Annotated in this window: 11 protein-coding genes; 8 read left to right on the forward strand and 3 right to left on the reverse strand. The window is 36.2% G+C overall.

The genetic code is table 11. The features are described from left to right. Window positions 1–158: 158 nt before the first annotated feature. The 4 genes from AB8S09_RS07395 (at window position 159) to AB8S09_RS07410 (ending at window position 5,032) form a co-directional block, all read left to right on the forward strand. Window positions 159–758, forward strand: a complete 600-nt coding sequence (locus AB8S09_RS07395) for a cell division protein ZapA (protein ID WP_294182132.1) — start codon at window positions 159–161, stop codon at window positions 756–758. A 105-nt stretch (window positions 759–863) separates the two neighbouring features. Then, window positions 864–1,847, forward strand: a complete 984-nt coding sequence (locus AB8S09_RS07400; RefSeq protein ID WP_294182133.1) for a glycosyltransferase family 4 protein — start codon at window positions 864–866, stop codon at window positions 1,845–1,847. Between the two features lie 23 nt (window positions 1,848–1,870). Then, window positions 1,871–2,860 (forward strand): glycosyltransferase, encoded by a 990-nt coding sequence (locus AB8S09_RS07405; protein WP_294182134.1) that lies wholly within the window; start codon window positions 1,871–1,873, stop codon window positions 2,858–2,860. 9 nt (window positions 2,861–2,869) lie between these two features. After that, window positions 2,870–5,032 carry a methyltransferase domain-containing protein gene (locus tag AB8S09_RS07410; RefSeq protein ID WP_294182135.1) on the forward strand — a complete coding sequence of 721 codons (2,163 nt, stop codon included), beginning with the start codon at window positions 2,870–2,872 and terminating at the stop codon, window positions 5,030–5,032. Window positions 5,033–5,139: 107 nt separating this feature from the next. On the opposite strand, the gene AB8S09_RS07415 is transcribed toward AB8S09_RS07410, so the two are convergent. The 3 genes from AB8S09_RS07415 to AB8S09_RS07425 all read right to left on the reverse strand — a co-directional run bounded on the left by AB8S09_RS07415 (window position 5,140) and on the right by AB8S09_RS07425 (window position 9,153). Then, window positions 5,140–6,198, reverse strand: a complete 1,059-nt coding sequence (locus AB8S09_RS07415; protein ID WP_369868864.1) for a glycosyltransferase — start codon at window positions 6,196–6,198, stop codon at window positions 5,140–5,142. A gap of 205 nt (window positions 6,199–6,403) precedes the next feature. Then, window positions 6,404–8,476, reverse strand: a complete 2,073-nt coding sequence (locus tag AB8S09_RS07420) for an exosporium glycoprotein BclB-related protein (RefSeq protein WP_440132415.1) — start codon at window positions 8,474–8,476, stop codon at window positions 6,404–6,406. 50 nt (window positions 8,477–8,526) lie between these two features. After that, entirely contained in the window at window positions 8,527–9,153 is a 627-nt protein-coding gene (locus tag AB8S09_RS07425; protein WP_369868836.1) for a DNRLRE domain-containing protein, read from the reverse strand. A 197-nt stretch (window positions 9,154–9,350) separates the two neighbouring features. On the opposite strand from AB8S09_RS07425, the gene AB8S09_RS07430 reads away from it, so the two are divergent. The 4 genes from AB8S09_RS07430 to AB8S09_RS07445 all read left to right on the forward strand — a co-directional run bounded on the left by AB8S09_RS07430 (window position 9,351) and on the right by AB8S09_RS07445 (window position 16,230). Beyond that, on the forward strand, window positions 9,351–11,738 hold the full coding sequence (locus tag AB8S09_RS07430) for a U32 family peptidase (protein ID WP_294182137.1): 2,388 nt from the start codon (window positions 9,351–9,353) through the stop codon (window positions 11,736–11,738). A gap of 49 nt (window positions 11,739–11,787) precedes the next feature. Further along, window positions 11,788–14,148: an endonuclease MutS2 gene (locus AB8S09_RS07435; protein ID WP_294182138.1), complete on the forward strand. Its 2,361-nt coding sequence runs from the start codon at window positions 11,788–11,790 to the stop codon at window positions 14,146–14,148. Between the two features lie 115 nt (window positions 14,149–14,263). Then, window positions 14,264–15,283, forward strand: a complete 1,020-nt coding sequence (locus AB8S09_RS07440; protein WP_294182192.1) for an alpha-hydroxy-acid oxidizing protein — start codon at window positions 14,264–14,266, stop codon at window positions 15,281–15,283. Between the two features lie 50 nt (window positions 15,284–15,333). Next, window positions 15,334–16,230: a bifunctional enoyl-CoA hydratase/phosphate acetyltransferase gene (locus tag AB8S09_RS07445; RefSeq protein ID WP_294182139.1), complete on the forward strand. Its 897-nt coding sequence runs from the start codon at window positions 15,334–15,336 to the stop codon at window positions 16,228–16,230. Window positions 16,231–16,243: the final 13 nt, after the last annotated feature.

Consider the following 16,243-nt stretch of genomic DNA (forward strand, 5'->3'; position numbering starts at 1 on the left):
AGTTATTCTGAGGTTCAGCTGTAAACTTCTCTGGACCTTGGAATCACTTGATGAATATTTAAACTTGAATATAATATTTAACATATACAGTATTTGTGATAAAATATTCTTATAGAGAATAGGGAGAAACAGGATGGATCTGAGAGGGTGTTTAATAAATGAATGTAGTTACGGTGTTTATAAATGGAATTGAATATAATTTAAAGGGCGACGAGCAAGAGGAATATTTACATAAAGTAGCCAGTTATGTGGACAAAAAGGTAAAAAACATATTAGAAAATAATAGTAAATTAAGCACTTCCTCAGCAGCTATTCTATCTGCTCTTAATGTGGCGGATGATATGCTGAAGGTTAAGGATCAAAATGCTGATCTGTCAAAGCAGGTGGGAGAGCTAAAAAAAGTTGAGAAGGTTTATGAAGATCAGCTTAATTCTTTAAAAAAACAGCTTAAATATACGGAAGAGCTCAATGAAGAGCTTAAAGAAAAATTAAAAAAAATTCAAAACAGCGGCCAGTTGAAGGAAAAGGACAAACAAATTGAAAAACTCCAGGAGGAAATAGAAATAATAAAGGAAACCACCCAGAAATATGTAAAGGAAAATACAAAAATTGTAGAGGAAAATAAGGAACTGAAATTTCAAATCCAATCCGAGAAGTATAAGATAATAGATCTTCAGCACAAATTAATAGAAAATCAAATAAATTTAGCAAAAGAAAAAAAACAGAAAAATCCTCTTTTAAATAAAGGGACAAGATAGAGTTCGAACTGATAATAATATTAGTTCGAATTTTTTTTATATCCGATGAGCAAGATATGCATATAATAAGTTGAGAGATAACTTGTCTGGAAGGATTTATTTGTTATGAAAATTTTATTTTGCATTAGGGGGGACTGTTTTAGAGATTTTGCAGGGGATTCTGTACAGCTTATCAAGACGGCCCAGTATTTAAGAGAAAAGGGATTAGAAATTGATATAAATACAGGTTCTGTGCGTGATTATTCTCCCTATGACATAATACATCTTTTTAATTTAACCAGGGTTGAAGAAACTTATGAATACTATAGGAGAGCTAAAGTCTATGACAAACCTGTAGTGCTGTCACCCATATACTGGAATCTAAAGAAATATTATAGTTATACAGGAGATGAAAGAAATTTATTTTTATGGGATAAACTGGATACACATAGAAAAGAAATATTGAAAGGGTGTAAATTAATATATCCCAATAGTGAATTGGAAAATGATCAGATCCGGAAGGATTTTAAAATAGATATTCCCTACAGGGTAATTTATAATGGTGTGGAAACCAATCATAAAACTTCATATAATTTTAAGAAAAAATATGGATTAAGGGATTATGTACTTTGTGTGGCAAGAATATGCAGCAGGAAAAATCAATTTGTCTTGAGTAAAATATGCAGCGAATTGAAACTGCAGTTAGTACTTATAGGAAGTATAAACGACATAAGTTATTTTAACAGATGCATGTCCTATAAAAATGTGAGATATTTGGGCTTTATGGATGAATATAGTTTATACAGTGCCTATAAATATGCAGGAATCCATGTGCTGCCGAGCTTTGTGGAAACGCCGGGCTTATCTTCTTTAGAGGCAGCCGCTGTAGGCTGTAATATAGTTTCAACTGTAGAGGGAAGTGCAAGGGAGTATTTTGGAGACATGTGCGTTTACTGCAATCCATATGATGAACACAGTATAAGAGAAGCTATAATTGACTGCCTTAAAATTAAAAAACATAAAGAACTGAAAAACCATGTAATTGAAAATTATAACTGGAGAAATTGTATAAGTCCCTTATTTGAAAGTTATAAATGTATTGCAGATTGATATAAAGCGGGAGGATACGTAAAATGGCCACTTTTATCCAAATGCCTACGATCCCTTATAACAGGATGTACCAGAGACCCCAGCAGATAATGAAAAAGTTGAGTGAAGTAGGATATACTGTTTATTATACAGATAATATAAATAAAAAATACCTTATAAAAATAAATGACAATTTATATGAGATCGGTAAAAAATATAATATCAATTATGAAAAATTAAGCAGACCTATAATATTGTGGTGTTCTTCACCGGAGCAAATAACTAGAATAAACAGTATGATCTATGATTATATAGTATACGATGTAGTAGATGACTGTTCCTGTGAATTTGAAACCTGGAGCTTATATATAGAAGATATGTTAAATGCGGCAGATATAGTATTTACAGCATCGGACAGGCTTTACCGAAAGTTTTTTTCAAGGCACAGTTATGTCTATGCAATTAAAAACGGATTGGATATAGATAATTTTTCCCCGGGTAGAAACAAGATTCCGGAAGATATTCCCCGAAATAGAAAGATTGTAGGATATGCAGGAGCTATAGCAACCTGGATAGATTGGAATTTAGTGAGATATATATCGTCAAACAACACCTATAATTTTGTGTTTGTAGGAGCCAAATGTGGGAAAATAAACATAAACTTGAACGGCAATGTATATTTTTTAGGGGAAAAGAGATATGAAGAGCTTCCCTATTATATCAATAATTTCAGCTGCTGCATCATACCGTTTAAAGTAAATGAAATGACAAATTCCTGTAATCCCATAAAATTGTATGAATATATGTCTTTGGGGAAACCGGTAGTCAGTACTGCTATAGAAGAGGTTGTGAAAGTAAAAGATCTCTGTTATATATCAGGTGGAAAATATGATTTTATGGAAAATATAATTAAATCGGTTGATGAAGACAATGAAAAATTGTCTTTATTGAGAGAAAAATTTGCATTTGACAACAGCTGGGATGAAAGAGTATGCAGTGTGCTTAAAATACTTAGATTAAATCATATATTGTAAGGTGAAAATATGGAAAATAATTTAGATAAAATCTACAGCGTACTCTGCAAAGGGTTGGAGTCAGATCCGTTAAATGTAAATTTGCTGTATGTTATGGCCGGATTATATGAGATCCAGGGTAAACTTATAAATGCTTATGTTTTATACAAAAAAATAGGTTGCATTTCTAAAGATGAAATGCTTAGTGCAGTCAAATTAAAAATTGCCAAGTATGAAAATTTAAAGAAAATAGAAGATTATAAGAGGAGAAAAAAAGTTTTAATTATTGCATATATATTCCCGCCCATAGGGGGTTCAGGGGTTCAGAGAACCTTGAAATTTGTAAAATATTTGAGAAAATTCAATTATGAACCCATAGTTGTTACGGTATTGTATTGTGAGTTTATGCCTAAAGACAATACATTGCTCTGTGAAATTCCGGATGATATTCAGATTGTTAGGATAAAAGAAGCAAGTGCGGATGAAAGGTATTATAAAGATTTTGTAGATTTTTATGCGGGGATTGTAAAGGACGATCGTCTGACAGAACAATATGAGTTTCAGTTACTAAAACTTCAAAACAATTTTAAGAGACTTGCTTTTGTCACTGATATAAATGTTACCTGGGCCATGGAAGTTGTAGATAAAATAGGAGATATCATTGATTTTGATGGCATAGATCTGATCTATTCAACTTCCGGACCCTATTCTGATCATATAGCAGGTTATTATTTAAAGAAAAAGTATAGAAAACCCTGGATATCTGATTTTAGAGATGAATGGACAAACAATCCCTATTTCGATTTGGATAGGAAATCTATATTGTATAAAATGCAGAGAAAAATGGAAGATAATATATTGAAATATTCGGATAAGGTACTGACTGTAAGTGAAATTTCAAGTGAAAATTATATAAATGAATTTCATTTACCTGAAAATAAGGTGATGACCATTACAAACGGGTACGATGAAGATGATTTTGAAAGTGTAGAAGGCTATGATAAAAAGCGAAATGATAAATTTACAATAATTTTCAACGGCTCTCTTTATTTTGAAATAGATCCGTCTTGTTTTATAATTTCTGTAAATCAGTTGATAGAGGAAAAGAAGATACCCAAAGAAAAAATAAGTGTAGAAATTGTAGGAGAAGTTGAAAGATACATTCTAGATAAAATTGTCAGTATTGATATATACGGGATAATAAAAATCTTGAGTTATATGCCGCATGTGAATAGTTTGAAAAATGCCAGCAGGGCGGATTTGCTTCTGCTGATAATTGGTGGCAGTACAAGACTAAAATCAGTTTATACAGGCAAGGTTTTCGAATATTTAAGGCTGTGTAGACATATAATATCCTTATCTCCCAGGAACAGTTTGGTTGAAAAATTGATTCTTGAAACCCGGAGAGGTAGAAATTTTGAAATCAGTGATACAGATGGTATAAAGGAGTATGTATTAAAATCTTTTGAGAATTGGGAGAGCGGTGGCAGAGAGTCCTTAGAAGTAACTGATAAAATTAAAAAATATGGAAGAAAACATCTTACGGATATTTTAACTAATACATTTGATGAAGTCATTTTTAATTTTCCCGAAGATAATTTTCATTTTGAGGAAAAACGGAGTTCATTCTATGACTTGTTATACAGAAATGGAGGTCTAAATGAAACCTATTTTGAACACTACAGCAGAACAAGGTATTTTCCTGTTTGGAGCAGGAGTATGGAGATTATAAGGAAGATAAAAGATGCCAGCATTATAGATATAGGCTGTGGTGCGGGTCAATTTGCCAATCTTGTATTTGACAATGGCATAGTGAAATACAGGGGCATAGATTTTAGCAGTGAAGCAATTAAAATAGCTAGAATAAGGAATGATAAATACAGAAATTTATTTAAAGCGGATGATGCCTATACTTCTGATATAATAAAGGAAGATTATAATACAGTCGTTTTATTTGAGGTATTGGAGCATTTGAATAGAGATTTGGAGCTGATATGGAAGCTCAGATCCGGTTCGAATATTATATTTTCTGTACCTAATTTTTACTTTAAAGGGCATGTTAGGTGGTTTAACTCCAGACTTGATATTTTAAAGAGATATAGTACTGTTGTAGATATTTACAACATTTATACTTTTAACATCGGGAGAAACAGTAAAATTTATCTGGTATGGGGAGTTAGGAAAGGATCTTGAGTTCAATTCCCTTATAAAATTATTTTATGCTGCCTAAACTGAAATCATCAGTAAAAGTCGGATTTCAACAGGCAGCCTAAGAAGATGATAAAATTTGCTGCTGTGTTTTACATTTTATATATACCTATATTTTGAAAATATTTTTTATTGAACAGTATTCGCTTGTCATTGGGCCTGAATTTACCGGCCATTTCATTATGAAAATAAGCTAATTTATGATTACCGAGCTTGTCATAACAAACGCAGAGCTGAAGATGTGGAATCCAAGTCCAGTAAGCATCATTAAAAAAGCCCAGGCTGTTTTTGGGTTTCTCTAATTTTAAAGCCATCTCATACCAGAATACAGCTTGATGTAATTTATTTTCCATTAGAAATGAAAATCCAACTCTGCAGCACCCCTCAGCCCTGGGATTGTCATACTCAAAACTTTTAAATATATATTTTCTGGACTTCTCAAATTTGTTTACTGATAAACAGTAATCGCTTATATTGCTGCATATTCTTATCTTATCTTCTGACCATCCTTTGTCTGATTTTAAAAATTTAGAATAATACTGAAAAGCCATGTTATATCTTTTATGATCGTAGAGCTCATTTCCATAGTAGAGAATGTCTCTCAGGGAAAAATGTATGCCTTTTTTTAATTTGTTTTCATACATTTGTATATTGCGGTTTGGACTATAGTTTATTTTCTTGTGTGTTACGGCAATGTCGGAATTAAAGATATTGCCATGTACTTCTAGATATTCATGAACAAAACCCACCCATTTAAAATTTCTAGAAGCCTTAACTAGCCTGTTTCTTCTATAGCTTAAGGTGGTGTTCCCATATTCATCGAATCCAACATTATATTTCATGGTTACAGAGTCTAAAGAAGAATCAAAAGACTCTTTCATGATTTTAAATTTCTTTATATCTTCGGGAAGCAAAATATCATCTGCGTCAAGCCACAGTATATAGTCCTCAGTTGCCATGCTAAACGAGAAATTTCTTGCCGATGAAAAATCGTCTGTCCACTCAAAGTCATATATTTTGTCCGTGAAATTTTTACATATATCTTTCGTGCTGTCGGAAGAACCGGTGTCTACTATTATTATTTCATCAACTAAATCTCTAACTGACGATAGACATCGTTTTATTGTATTTTCTTCATTTTTTACTATCATACATAGACTTACAGTTATGGGATCTTTCAATATATCATCTCCATTCTTTCATTTCATTGAGTTTTGAATTTTGTACTTTGATATCCGTGTAGAAGGATATATAATTTTAAGGCAGTAAATGACGGCTTATGTTTGAGAAGGTATTTTTATAAAGAACTTACTGCATAATTCAATTATGCAGCAGTCCTTTTAGTAAGAAATTGGATTAATTAATATCGACGCCTGCACTTGCATAGCCTGCGATAATTGCTGCTACATCAACACCAGATGTTACATCTGCTGAAAACACCATTAATAAACGAGTTCCTATATTTACCGGTATTGAAAGACCTGAAATTGATCCACTGCTGATTGAGCCAATTGAAATTATATTTGTCAATGCTGGCGATAATGTCACAGAAGCACCTGGAATAGGAGTAAAGGTATTATCTGGAGCGGTCGACTGATATAACTGTGCAGTAATGCTTATGGTTGATCCTATGAGGGTTAATGAAGCCGTGGTGCTAAAGTATGCAGATATTGAAGTAATAGTGCCTGTGCGGGGAACCGAAAGTGCAAAATTAAGCAAGGTATCTGCAGCTCCTGTTAGATCAATAGTGCCACCGCTTTCAATGTCAACGCCAACTGCTGCATTTCCAAACCCAATAAGGCTTACATTGCTTAAAGTTCCGCCTAAAATGGTTGTTAATGAAGTGGGAAGACCTGATGCAAATGGAATTATAGCACCGCCTCCACCAGTAGCGCCAGTAGCTCCTGTCGGCCCTGTTGCTCCGGTAGCACCGGTAGGTCCTTGTACACCTTGAGGCCCGGTAGCACCTGTTGCACCAGCTGGCCCTTGAATTCCTTGTGGACCGGTAGTGCCAGTTGCACCAGTAGGCCCTTGAATTCCCTGAGGTCCGGTTGTACCCGTTGCACCAGTAGGTCCCTGAATGCCCTGCGGTCCGGTAGCACCTGTTGGCCCAGTGGCACCTTGTACACCCTGAGGCCCAGTATCTCCTGTTGGACCTTGAATTCCCTGAGGTCCGGTTGTACCCGTTGCACCAGTAGGTCCCTGAATGCCCTGCGGTCCGGTAGCACCTGTTGGCCCAGTGGCACCTTGTACACCCTGAGGCCCAGTATCTCCTGTTGGACCTTGAATTCCCTGAGGTCCAGTAGCGCCTGTTGCTCCAGTCGGTCCCTGGATACCTTGAGATCCAGTAGCACCGGGTACTCCTTGAATACCCTGAGGTCCTGTTGGACCAATTGTTCCTGGAGAACCAGTAGCTCCAGTGGCACCTGGTGCTCCAGTCGGTCCCTGGCTACCTTGAGATCCAGTAGCACCGGGTACTCCTTGAATACCCTGAGGTCCTGTTGGACCAATTGTTCCTGGAGAACCAGTAGCTCCAGTGGCACCTGGTGCTCCAGTCGGTCCCTGGATACCTTGAGATCCAGTAGCACCTGTTGCACCGGTTACTCCTTGAATGCCTTGAGGTCCAGTTGGACCAATTGTTCCTTGAGAACCAGTAGCTCCAGTAGCACCTTGTACACCTTGAGGTCCAGTATCTCCAGGTGGTCCTTGAATACCGTGAGATCCAGTAGCACCTGTTGCACCGGATACTCCTTGAATGCCTTGAGGTCCAGTTGGACCACTTGTTCCTTGAGAACCAGTAGCTCCAGTAGCACCTTGTACACCTTGAGGTCCAGTATCTCCAGTTGGTCCTTGAATACCTTGAGATCCAGTAGCACCTGTTGCACCAGCTGGTCCTTGAATTCCTTGAGGCCCAACAGCGCCAGTAGCTCCTGTCGGCCCTGTTGCTCCGGTAGCACCGGTAGGTCCTTGTACACCTTGAGGCCCGGTAGCACCTGTTGCACCGGTTACTCCTTGAATACCCTGAGGTCCAGTTGGACCAATTGTTCCTTGAGAACCAGTAGCTCCAGTAGCACCTTGTACACCTTGAGGTCCAGTATCTCCAGTTGGTCCTTGAATTCCCTGCGACCCAGTAGCTCCGGTGTTTCCAGTAGGACCTTGAATACCTTGAGAGCCTGTCGCTCCAGTGGCACCTGTTGCTCCAGTCGGTCCCTGGATACCTTGAGATCCGGTAGCACCTGTTGCACCAGCTGGCCCTTGAATTCCTTGTAGACCGGTAGTGCCAGTTGCACCAGTAGGACCTTGAATTCCCTGAGGTCCGGTTGTACCCGTTGCACCAGTAGGTCCTGTAGGACCCGTTGGACATATAGGTGGACATATTGGATGGCAGGGATCTTCACAGGGATCCTGGTAGCAATCATCTTTTATCAATAAATATGGAGTGTGATTACCTCTACTGCTGTCATAACCTATTATTGTATTTATAATGTCTTCTGAATTAACCNTGTAGGACCCGTTGGACATATAGGTGGACATATTGGATGGCAGGGATCTTCACAGGGATCCTGGTAGCAATCATCTTTTATCAATAAATATGGAGTGTGATTACCTCTACTGCTGTCATAACCTATTATTGTATTTATAATGTCTTCTGAATTAACCAGAGTTATTCCATTATTTGTAACTGTATTTTCATACCAGTTAATAACTAGACTTGTAATATCTATCTGTATATAATTGCAAACATCTTCATCTGTTACCATTATGGTATATGGTGTTAGGGAAATATTAGGCATATTGTTCCAAGTGACTGAACTTTCGTCAAAATCACTTAAATTATTATAAATATTCACCTGCTGACACATATGCTGGCAATCGGATTGTTCTTTTCGATTTACATAAAGAAATAAAGTCGCATTTGTTATCGTGACTTCAGAAGGCAACGCATTTGTTATATCAAATTTTAATAGGCTTCTATAATTATCTGGGCATCTATTGTATTGAACATATTCTCCTGTATACAAAACAGATGATGAAACAAAATTTTGATTTGCAAAGAATTGAGATATATATACATCATCTGTCGGATAAGCCGTATAAAAAGCCATAAATTTTCCTCCTCACTTTTCGAGTACTATTCTCTTGTATAATAATTTAAAATTGTTTCAGTTATAATATATAAATTTTTTTGCTTTTTTGTTACAAATTTTAAGTGGTATTTGGTTAAAAAGATAAAAAAGATAAAATAATATATGATTTTCAATTATATTGATTTATTATATAATCTATATGGAGGAAAAAATTGATGAAAAAAATAGAACTGTTGGCCCCGGCGGGAAATCTGGAAAGCATGTATGCTGCAATTGGAGCGGGGGCAGATGCCGTTTATCTTGGAGGAAATAGATTTTCAGCAAGAGCTTATGCACAGAATTTTGATGATAAAAATATGGAAAATGCAGTAGAATATTGTCATCTCAACAATACCAAAGTGTATGTGACTGTAAATACTATAATTAAAGAAAAAGAACTGGATAAAGCTTATAGATACGCAAAACTTTTATATAATATGGGAGTAGATGCTCTTATAGTGCAAGATATAGGACTGTCTTCCGTTTTGCAGGAGATGATTCCAAACCTTGAATTACACGCGTCTACGCAGATGACTGTACATAATGGAGAAACTGCCACTTTTTTAAACAAGAGAGGATTTAAGAGAATAGTGCTTTCAAGGGAACTTTCCCTGAAGGAAATAGGGCATATATCCAAAAATCTTGGAATAGAAACAGAAATATTCATACACGGTGCACTCTGCATTTGCTATTCGGGGCAGTGTCTTATGAGCAGTATCATTGGGGGAAGAAGCGGAAATAGAGGAAGATGTGCTCAACCCTGCAGACTGCCTTATGAGATAATAGATGCAAAAGGTAAAAGCAGGAAAAAGGGATATCTTTTAAGCCCTAAGGATATGTGTACTATTGAGAATATAGGAGATATAATTAAAACTGGTGTATATTCTTTGAAAATTGAAGGCAGGATGAAAAGACCTGAATATGTTGCAGGGGTAGTAAAAGAGTATAGAAATGTGATAGATAATTTTTATAAAAACCCTGTAATGTTGAAAAATATATCTTGTCTAAATCACAGCAAGAAAAATCTTTTGCAGTTATTTAACAGGGAAGGTTTTTCAAAAGCCTATCTTTTTGGGAATACTGGAAGAGATATGATGTCTTATTCTTTTCCCAATAATACTGGAATAAAAATAGGCCGTGTTAATAGGGATGGCAGGATGATTTCCCTAACGGGAGATATATCTGTAGGTGATGGTGTGAAAATTGCAAATCAAGGTTTTGCTGTTTCAAAAATATTTAGAGGAAATAAAGAAGTACTGAAAGCCCACGGTGGTGAAAGTGTAAAGTTGAATTCCCCTGATTATAAATACAGGGAGAATGGGGAAAATGCGGTATACAAGACTTCTGATTTTTCTCAAAATAAGAATTTACGGGGAATTTATAGAAATGCACTTCTGAAAAAGTTCAAATTGTCTCTGATAGTGCGGTTTCAGCAAAAAAAGCCCATTGCATTATGTACTAGTTACGGTGGTATTGATTTTAAGGTGGAAGGCAAGAAGGTTGAAAAAGCGCTGAAATGTCCTTTGAGTAAGGAGAGAATATGCAAAAGTTTAAATAAAACGGGGAAAGAAATATTTGAATTTGAAAATATAGAATTTAAATGTTTTGAAAATGGCTTTTTACCCATATCTGCTTTAAATGAAGTTAGAAGAGATCTCCTGAAGAAAATTAAAGAATATGTATTAATTGAAAACAGAAGAGATAGCAATTTGAAAGATGAAATTCACCATCCGGCTGTTGTGAAAAATAGATTTGCCGATAAAAAATTACCTTCTAAAATAATATTTGTGAGTACCGATGAACAGTTGAGGGCGGTGCTTGAATCGGATTTTCAGTATATATGTATAAATCCATTTCAAAGAGAAAAAATTAAAGTTGATTTGGGAAGTCTTGAGCCTAAAAAAATATATGTCAAAATACCCAATATAATAAGAGGAGAATTCAGCTGTGTAAAAAAATTTATAGACGAAAATTTAGACAGCATTGAAGGCATAGTTACGGCTAATTTAGGCATGATAAATGAATTTAAAAATAAAGTGAGGATTTTAGGGGATTATAAATTAAATATAACCAATAGTCCAGCACTAGATTTTTATGGTAAAATTACAAATGGAGATTGTCTAAGTGTAGAATTGAACAGGCATGAAATAGAGGATATTATAAAAAAAAGCAATACTGAGACACAGTTATTGATATATGGGAAGATAGAACTTATGGTAAGTGAATACTGTGTTATAGGAAGTACAGTTGGAGACAAATGTAGTTTTAGGAACTGCAGCGGAGTTTGTAGAGAAGAAACTTTTTCACTTTTAGACAGAAAGAAAAAAAGTTTTGCGTTGAGAACAGATAGATTTTGCAGAAGCTATATATACAATACAGTCCCTGTTAATTTGATATCAAATGTAAAGGAATTGAGAGATATGGGAATTGACAGTTTTAGGGCAGATTTTATTGATGAAGATTATGATGAAACTAAAAAGATACTGTCATATTTTCAAAAAGAGGTATTTGAAGGTGATTTTAGCCGCTTTACCCGGGGACACTATAAAAATGGTGTGAAGTAAATCGATATTGACAGATTCATTTTTTAACTGAAGGGGTAGATATATTTAAATGAATGAAAAATCTTTAAAAATATTGGAATTCTATAAAGTAAAGGAAAAACTGAAGGAATATGCAAATACTGGTGCGGCAAGGGACTTGGTAGATAAACTTGAGCCCTATGACAATGTTTATGAGGTCAAACGACATCTTGCAGAAACTCAGGAGGCGCTGGGTCTTCTGGTATTTAAAGGCAATCCGCCTTTTGAAGGTGTCTATGATGTAAGAAAGGGCATAGCAATGGCTCAAAAGGGCTTTGTACTGGTGCCGGGGCAGATTTTGAAAATAGGTGCCATCTTAAAAGCTGCAAGGAGATTTCAAAAGTATATAAGTACTAGAGAAGATGAAAATCATTTCCAGATAATAGAAAATATATGTTCAAATATTATAATCTTAAAAGATTTGGAAAATAAAATTTCTATGTCCATAGAAAGCGAAGAGGAGATATCAGATAAGGCAAGCCCTCAATTATACAAAATTAGAAGAGATCTACAAAATAAGAATGCTTCTGTAAGAAGCAGGGTAAACTCGTTTGTGAGGACTTATTCTTCCTATCTGCAGGATAATTTGTATACTATGAGGGGAGACAGATATGTGCTGCCTGTGAAAGCAGAAAATAAAGCCATGGTACCGGGTCTTGTTCATGATCAGAGTGCAAGTGGGGCCACACTTTACATAGAACCCATGGGGCTTGTGAATTTAAATAATGAAATAAAAGAATTGAGATTGAAAGAAAAAGCAGAAGTTGATAGGATATTGACTGAATTATCAGGAGAGATATATGAAAATATACATGCAGTTGAAGTTGATGCAGATATAATATGGGAATTGGATTTTGTGTTTGCAAAGGCTAAGTTTGGAAGTGAATTAAATGCAGTCGTACCGAATGTAAATGAAAATGGGCTGGTTGATATAATAGAGGGCAAACATCCTCTTATAGATAAAAAGGCAGTAGTGCCAATGGATATGCATATAGGCAGAGATTTCAACTGTCTGGTTATAACGGGACCAAATACGGGGGGTAAGACCGTGGCTCTCAAGACCATAGGACTTTTACATATTATGGCATTGAGCGGTCTCATGATACCTGCAAAAGAAAATTCAACTATAGGTTTTTTTACTGAGATATTTGCCGACATTGGGGATGAACAGAGTATTGAACAGAATTTATCCACTTTTTCATCCCACATGACTAATATAGTTAATATAATTCAAAAATCGGATAACAGGTCTTTGGTATTATTTGATGAACTGGGTGCAGGTACAGATCCCACAGAGGGTGCAGCTCTGGCGGTATCCATACTTGAAAATTTGAAAAATAGAGGGTGTACGATAGTAGCTACAACACATTACAGCGAATTGAAAATATATGCATTGAAAAGTAAAGGTGTGGAAAATGCTTCAGTGGAATTTGATGTGGAGACTTTGAAACCTACATATAGGCTTATGATAGGAATACCGGGGAAGTCAAATGCTTTTGAAATATCAAAAAGACTTGGACTACCCCAATATATAATAGAAGATGCCAGAAAAAATATAACTGGGGATGCTCTAGAGTTTGAAGATTTAATCCAGAGCCTTCAGGAAAAAAGGGCAAAAGCTGAAAGTTATGCCAGGGAAGCGGAAATTTTGAAAAATGAAGCGGATAAGATCAGATCAAAGTATCAGCAGAAATCAGATAAGCTCCAGAATATAAGAGATAAATCCATAATTGAAGCAAAGAGGGAAGCAAAAGAAATATTGAAACAGGCCAAAGAGGATGCGGACAAAATTTTAAAGAATATGAGAGAACTTGAAGAAGCCGGGTATACTTCTTCGGCAAGACATGAATTGGAGGAAAATAGAAAAAAATTAAAAAATAAATTGGAAAAAACTGAGGAGGAACTGTATAAAGGCAGGACTGAAAAAGGAGAAAAACTTAATTCGGTTGAAGAGGGCCAGAAGGTATTTATACCTTCTTTAAATCAAAAAGTGGTGGTCTTAACTAAACCTGATGCTAAAGGAGAACTGCAGGTTCAAGCTGGGATCATGAAAATAACCGTGAAATTAAAGGATTTAAGAGCTTGTAAAGATAACTCGGACAATGGGAAAAAGAGAGTTAAGAGAGAGGCAAAATTGAATTTGAGGAGTGTTTCTCCTTCCCTGGATGTGAGGGGAATGGATTCCCTGGGAGCAATTTATACAACGGATAAATATTTAGATGATGCTTATTTAGGCGGCCTGAAGGAAGTGACTATAATACATGGAAAAGGTACTGGGGTACTTAGAAATTCCATATCGGATATGCTCAAGCGTCATTCCCATGTAGAAAGCTACAGGCTGGGAGAGTATGGTGAAGGTGGTACAGGTGTTACAGTGGTGGAGTTAAAGTAATCAAATATGATATAATTGTTATGTAAAATTTTATATTATGGATAAATTACAAAAAAGGGGGGAGAATTCATTAAATAATTGGAATTTAATATATTATTTAATGATATTATTTGCTATGAACTATGATGATGTATTAAAAAAGGCACGTGAAAATTTAAGAGGAAGCTGCAGGGTATGTCCTGTGTGCAACGGGTATGCCTGTGCCGGTGAAGTACCAGGTATGGGAGGAAAGGGAACAGGAGATTCCTTCAAGGAAAATTTTAATGCACTAAATAGATATAAGTTGAATATGAGGGTTATACACGACGCCAAAAATCCGGACACTTCTGTAGAACTGTTCGGAAAGAAGATGGACATACCTGTGCTGGCAGCTCCGGTTTCCGGAACTACTCTGAATATGGGGGGAAAGTTTACTGAAGAAGAATATATATCCTGGATTATAGGAGGATGTCTGGATGGAGGAATATATCCCATAGTAGGGGATACTGCCGTAGATTCTTTTTTGATAACTAACTTGCAAAAATTAAAGGAATATGGCGGCAGGGGGATAGCTGTAATAAAACCCTGGGAAAATGAAAATGTTATAGGTAAAATAAAAATTGCAGAAAAAGCGGGAGTGTTTGCCGTAGGTATGGACATAGATGCAGCAGGTCTTATAACTTTGGCGATCCATGGAAAGCCTGTAGGACCTAAGACAATAGACGAGATAGAAGAAATTGTTAAAAGTACCGAGCTCCCATTTATATTGAAGGGTATAATGACGGCCGATGAAGCAGAACTTGCTGTAAGAGCCGGAGTTAGTGCAATAGTGGTTTCAAATCACGGCGGCAGGGTTTTAGATCAGACACCGGGAGTGGCAGATGTCCTTCCGGATATAGCTAAAGCAGTCAAGGGCAGGGTTACAATATTAGCAGATGGCGGAATTAGGAGCGGTGTAGATGTACTTAAAATGCTGGCGCTTGGTGCAGATGCCGTGCTTATAGGAAGACCTTTTGTAACTGCATCTTTTGGGGGCCAGCGGGATGGAGTAAAATTGTATGTTGAAAATTTAAAAAGTGAATTGAAATCTGCTATGGTTTTAACGGGATGCAAGTCTGTAAAAGATATAGACAGCAGAATATTGTATAACAGATAATGGAGAATTGGTGTTTTTAATTGTGGGGATATGGAAAGGAAGAAATAAAAATGGTGAAAAAATTAGAGGAGATTTTGGATATAGCTGCAGGAAAAACTAAAAAGGTACTTTCTGTAGCTGTAGCTCAGGATGTAGAGGTTTTGAAAGCTGTTACGGAAGCGGTAAAACTTGGAATCGTAAATGCCATTTTAGTTGGGGATAAAGAAAATATAGTTGATATTTTAAAAAGGGAAAGTTTGCACAGGGATAATATAGAAATAATAGATGAAAAAGATCCGTTTAAAGCGGCGGCTGAGGCTGTAAAGCTTGTATCTGAGGGGAAAGCCCAATTTATAATGAAAGGTATGCTTAAAACGGCGGATATGCTAAAAGCTGTTCTAAACAAAGAAGCTGGGCTTAGAAGCAGCAAGCTTTTGTCCCATGTAATGATCTATGAAGTACCAGCTTATCATAAATTATTGTTTCTGACAGACGGGGGAATGCTGACTTATCCTAATTTGGAAGAAAAAATTGGAATAGTGAAAAACGCGATTTTTGTAACCAGTAAACTTGGGATAACACTGCCTAAAGTTGCCCCCATATGTGCGGTGGAAGTTGTAAATACAAATATGCAGTCAACTTTGGATGCGGCAGTACTGACTCAAATGAATAGAAGGGGTCAGATAAAAGGATGTATAATTGACGGACCAATATCGCTGGATGTGGCAGTGTCTAAAATTTCCGCAGAACGTAAGAAAATAGTAAGCAAAGTGGCAGGTGACGTGGATATATTATTGGTTCCCAACATAGAAGCCGGCAATTTGCTTGGAAAATCCATGACATATTTTGCAGGTGCGAAAAATGCAGGAGTCATAGTTGGAGCCAAATGCCCTGTAGTGTTGGTGTCCAGGACAAATAGCGCTATGTCGAAGCTTTATTCCATAGCTCTTGGAGCGGTTGTTTCTTAATGTAAATCAAAAT

It is taken from the genome of Clostridium lapidicellarium (genome assembly GCF_041224415.1).
GTDB classification, from domain to species: domain Bacteria; phylum Bacillota; class Clostridia; order Clostridiales; family Clostridiaceae; genus Clostridium_B; species Clostridium_B lapidicellarium.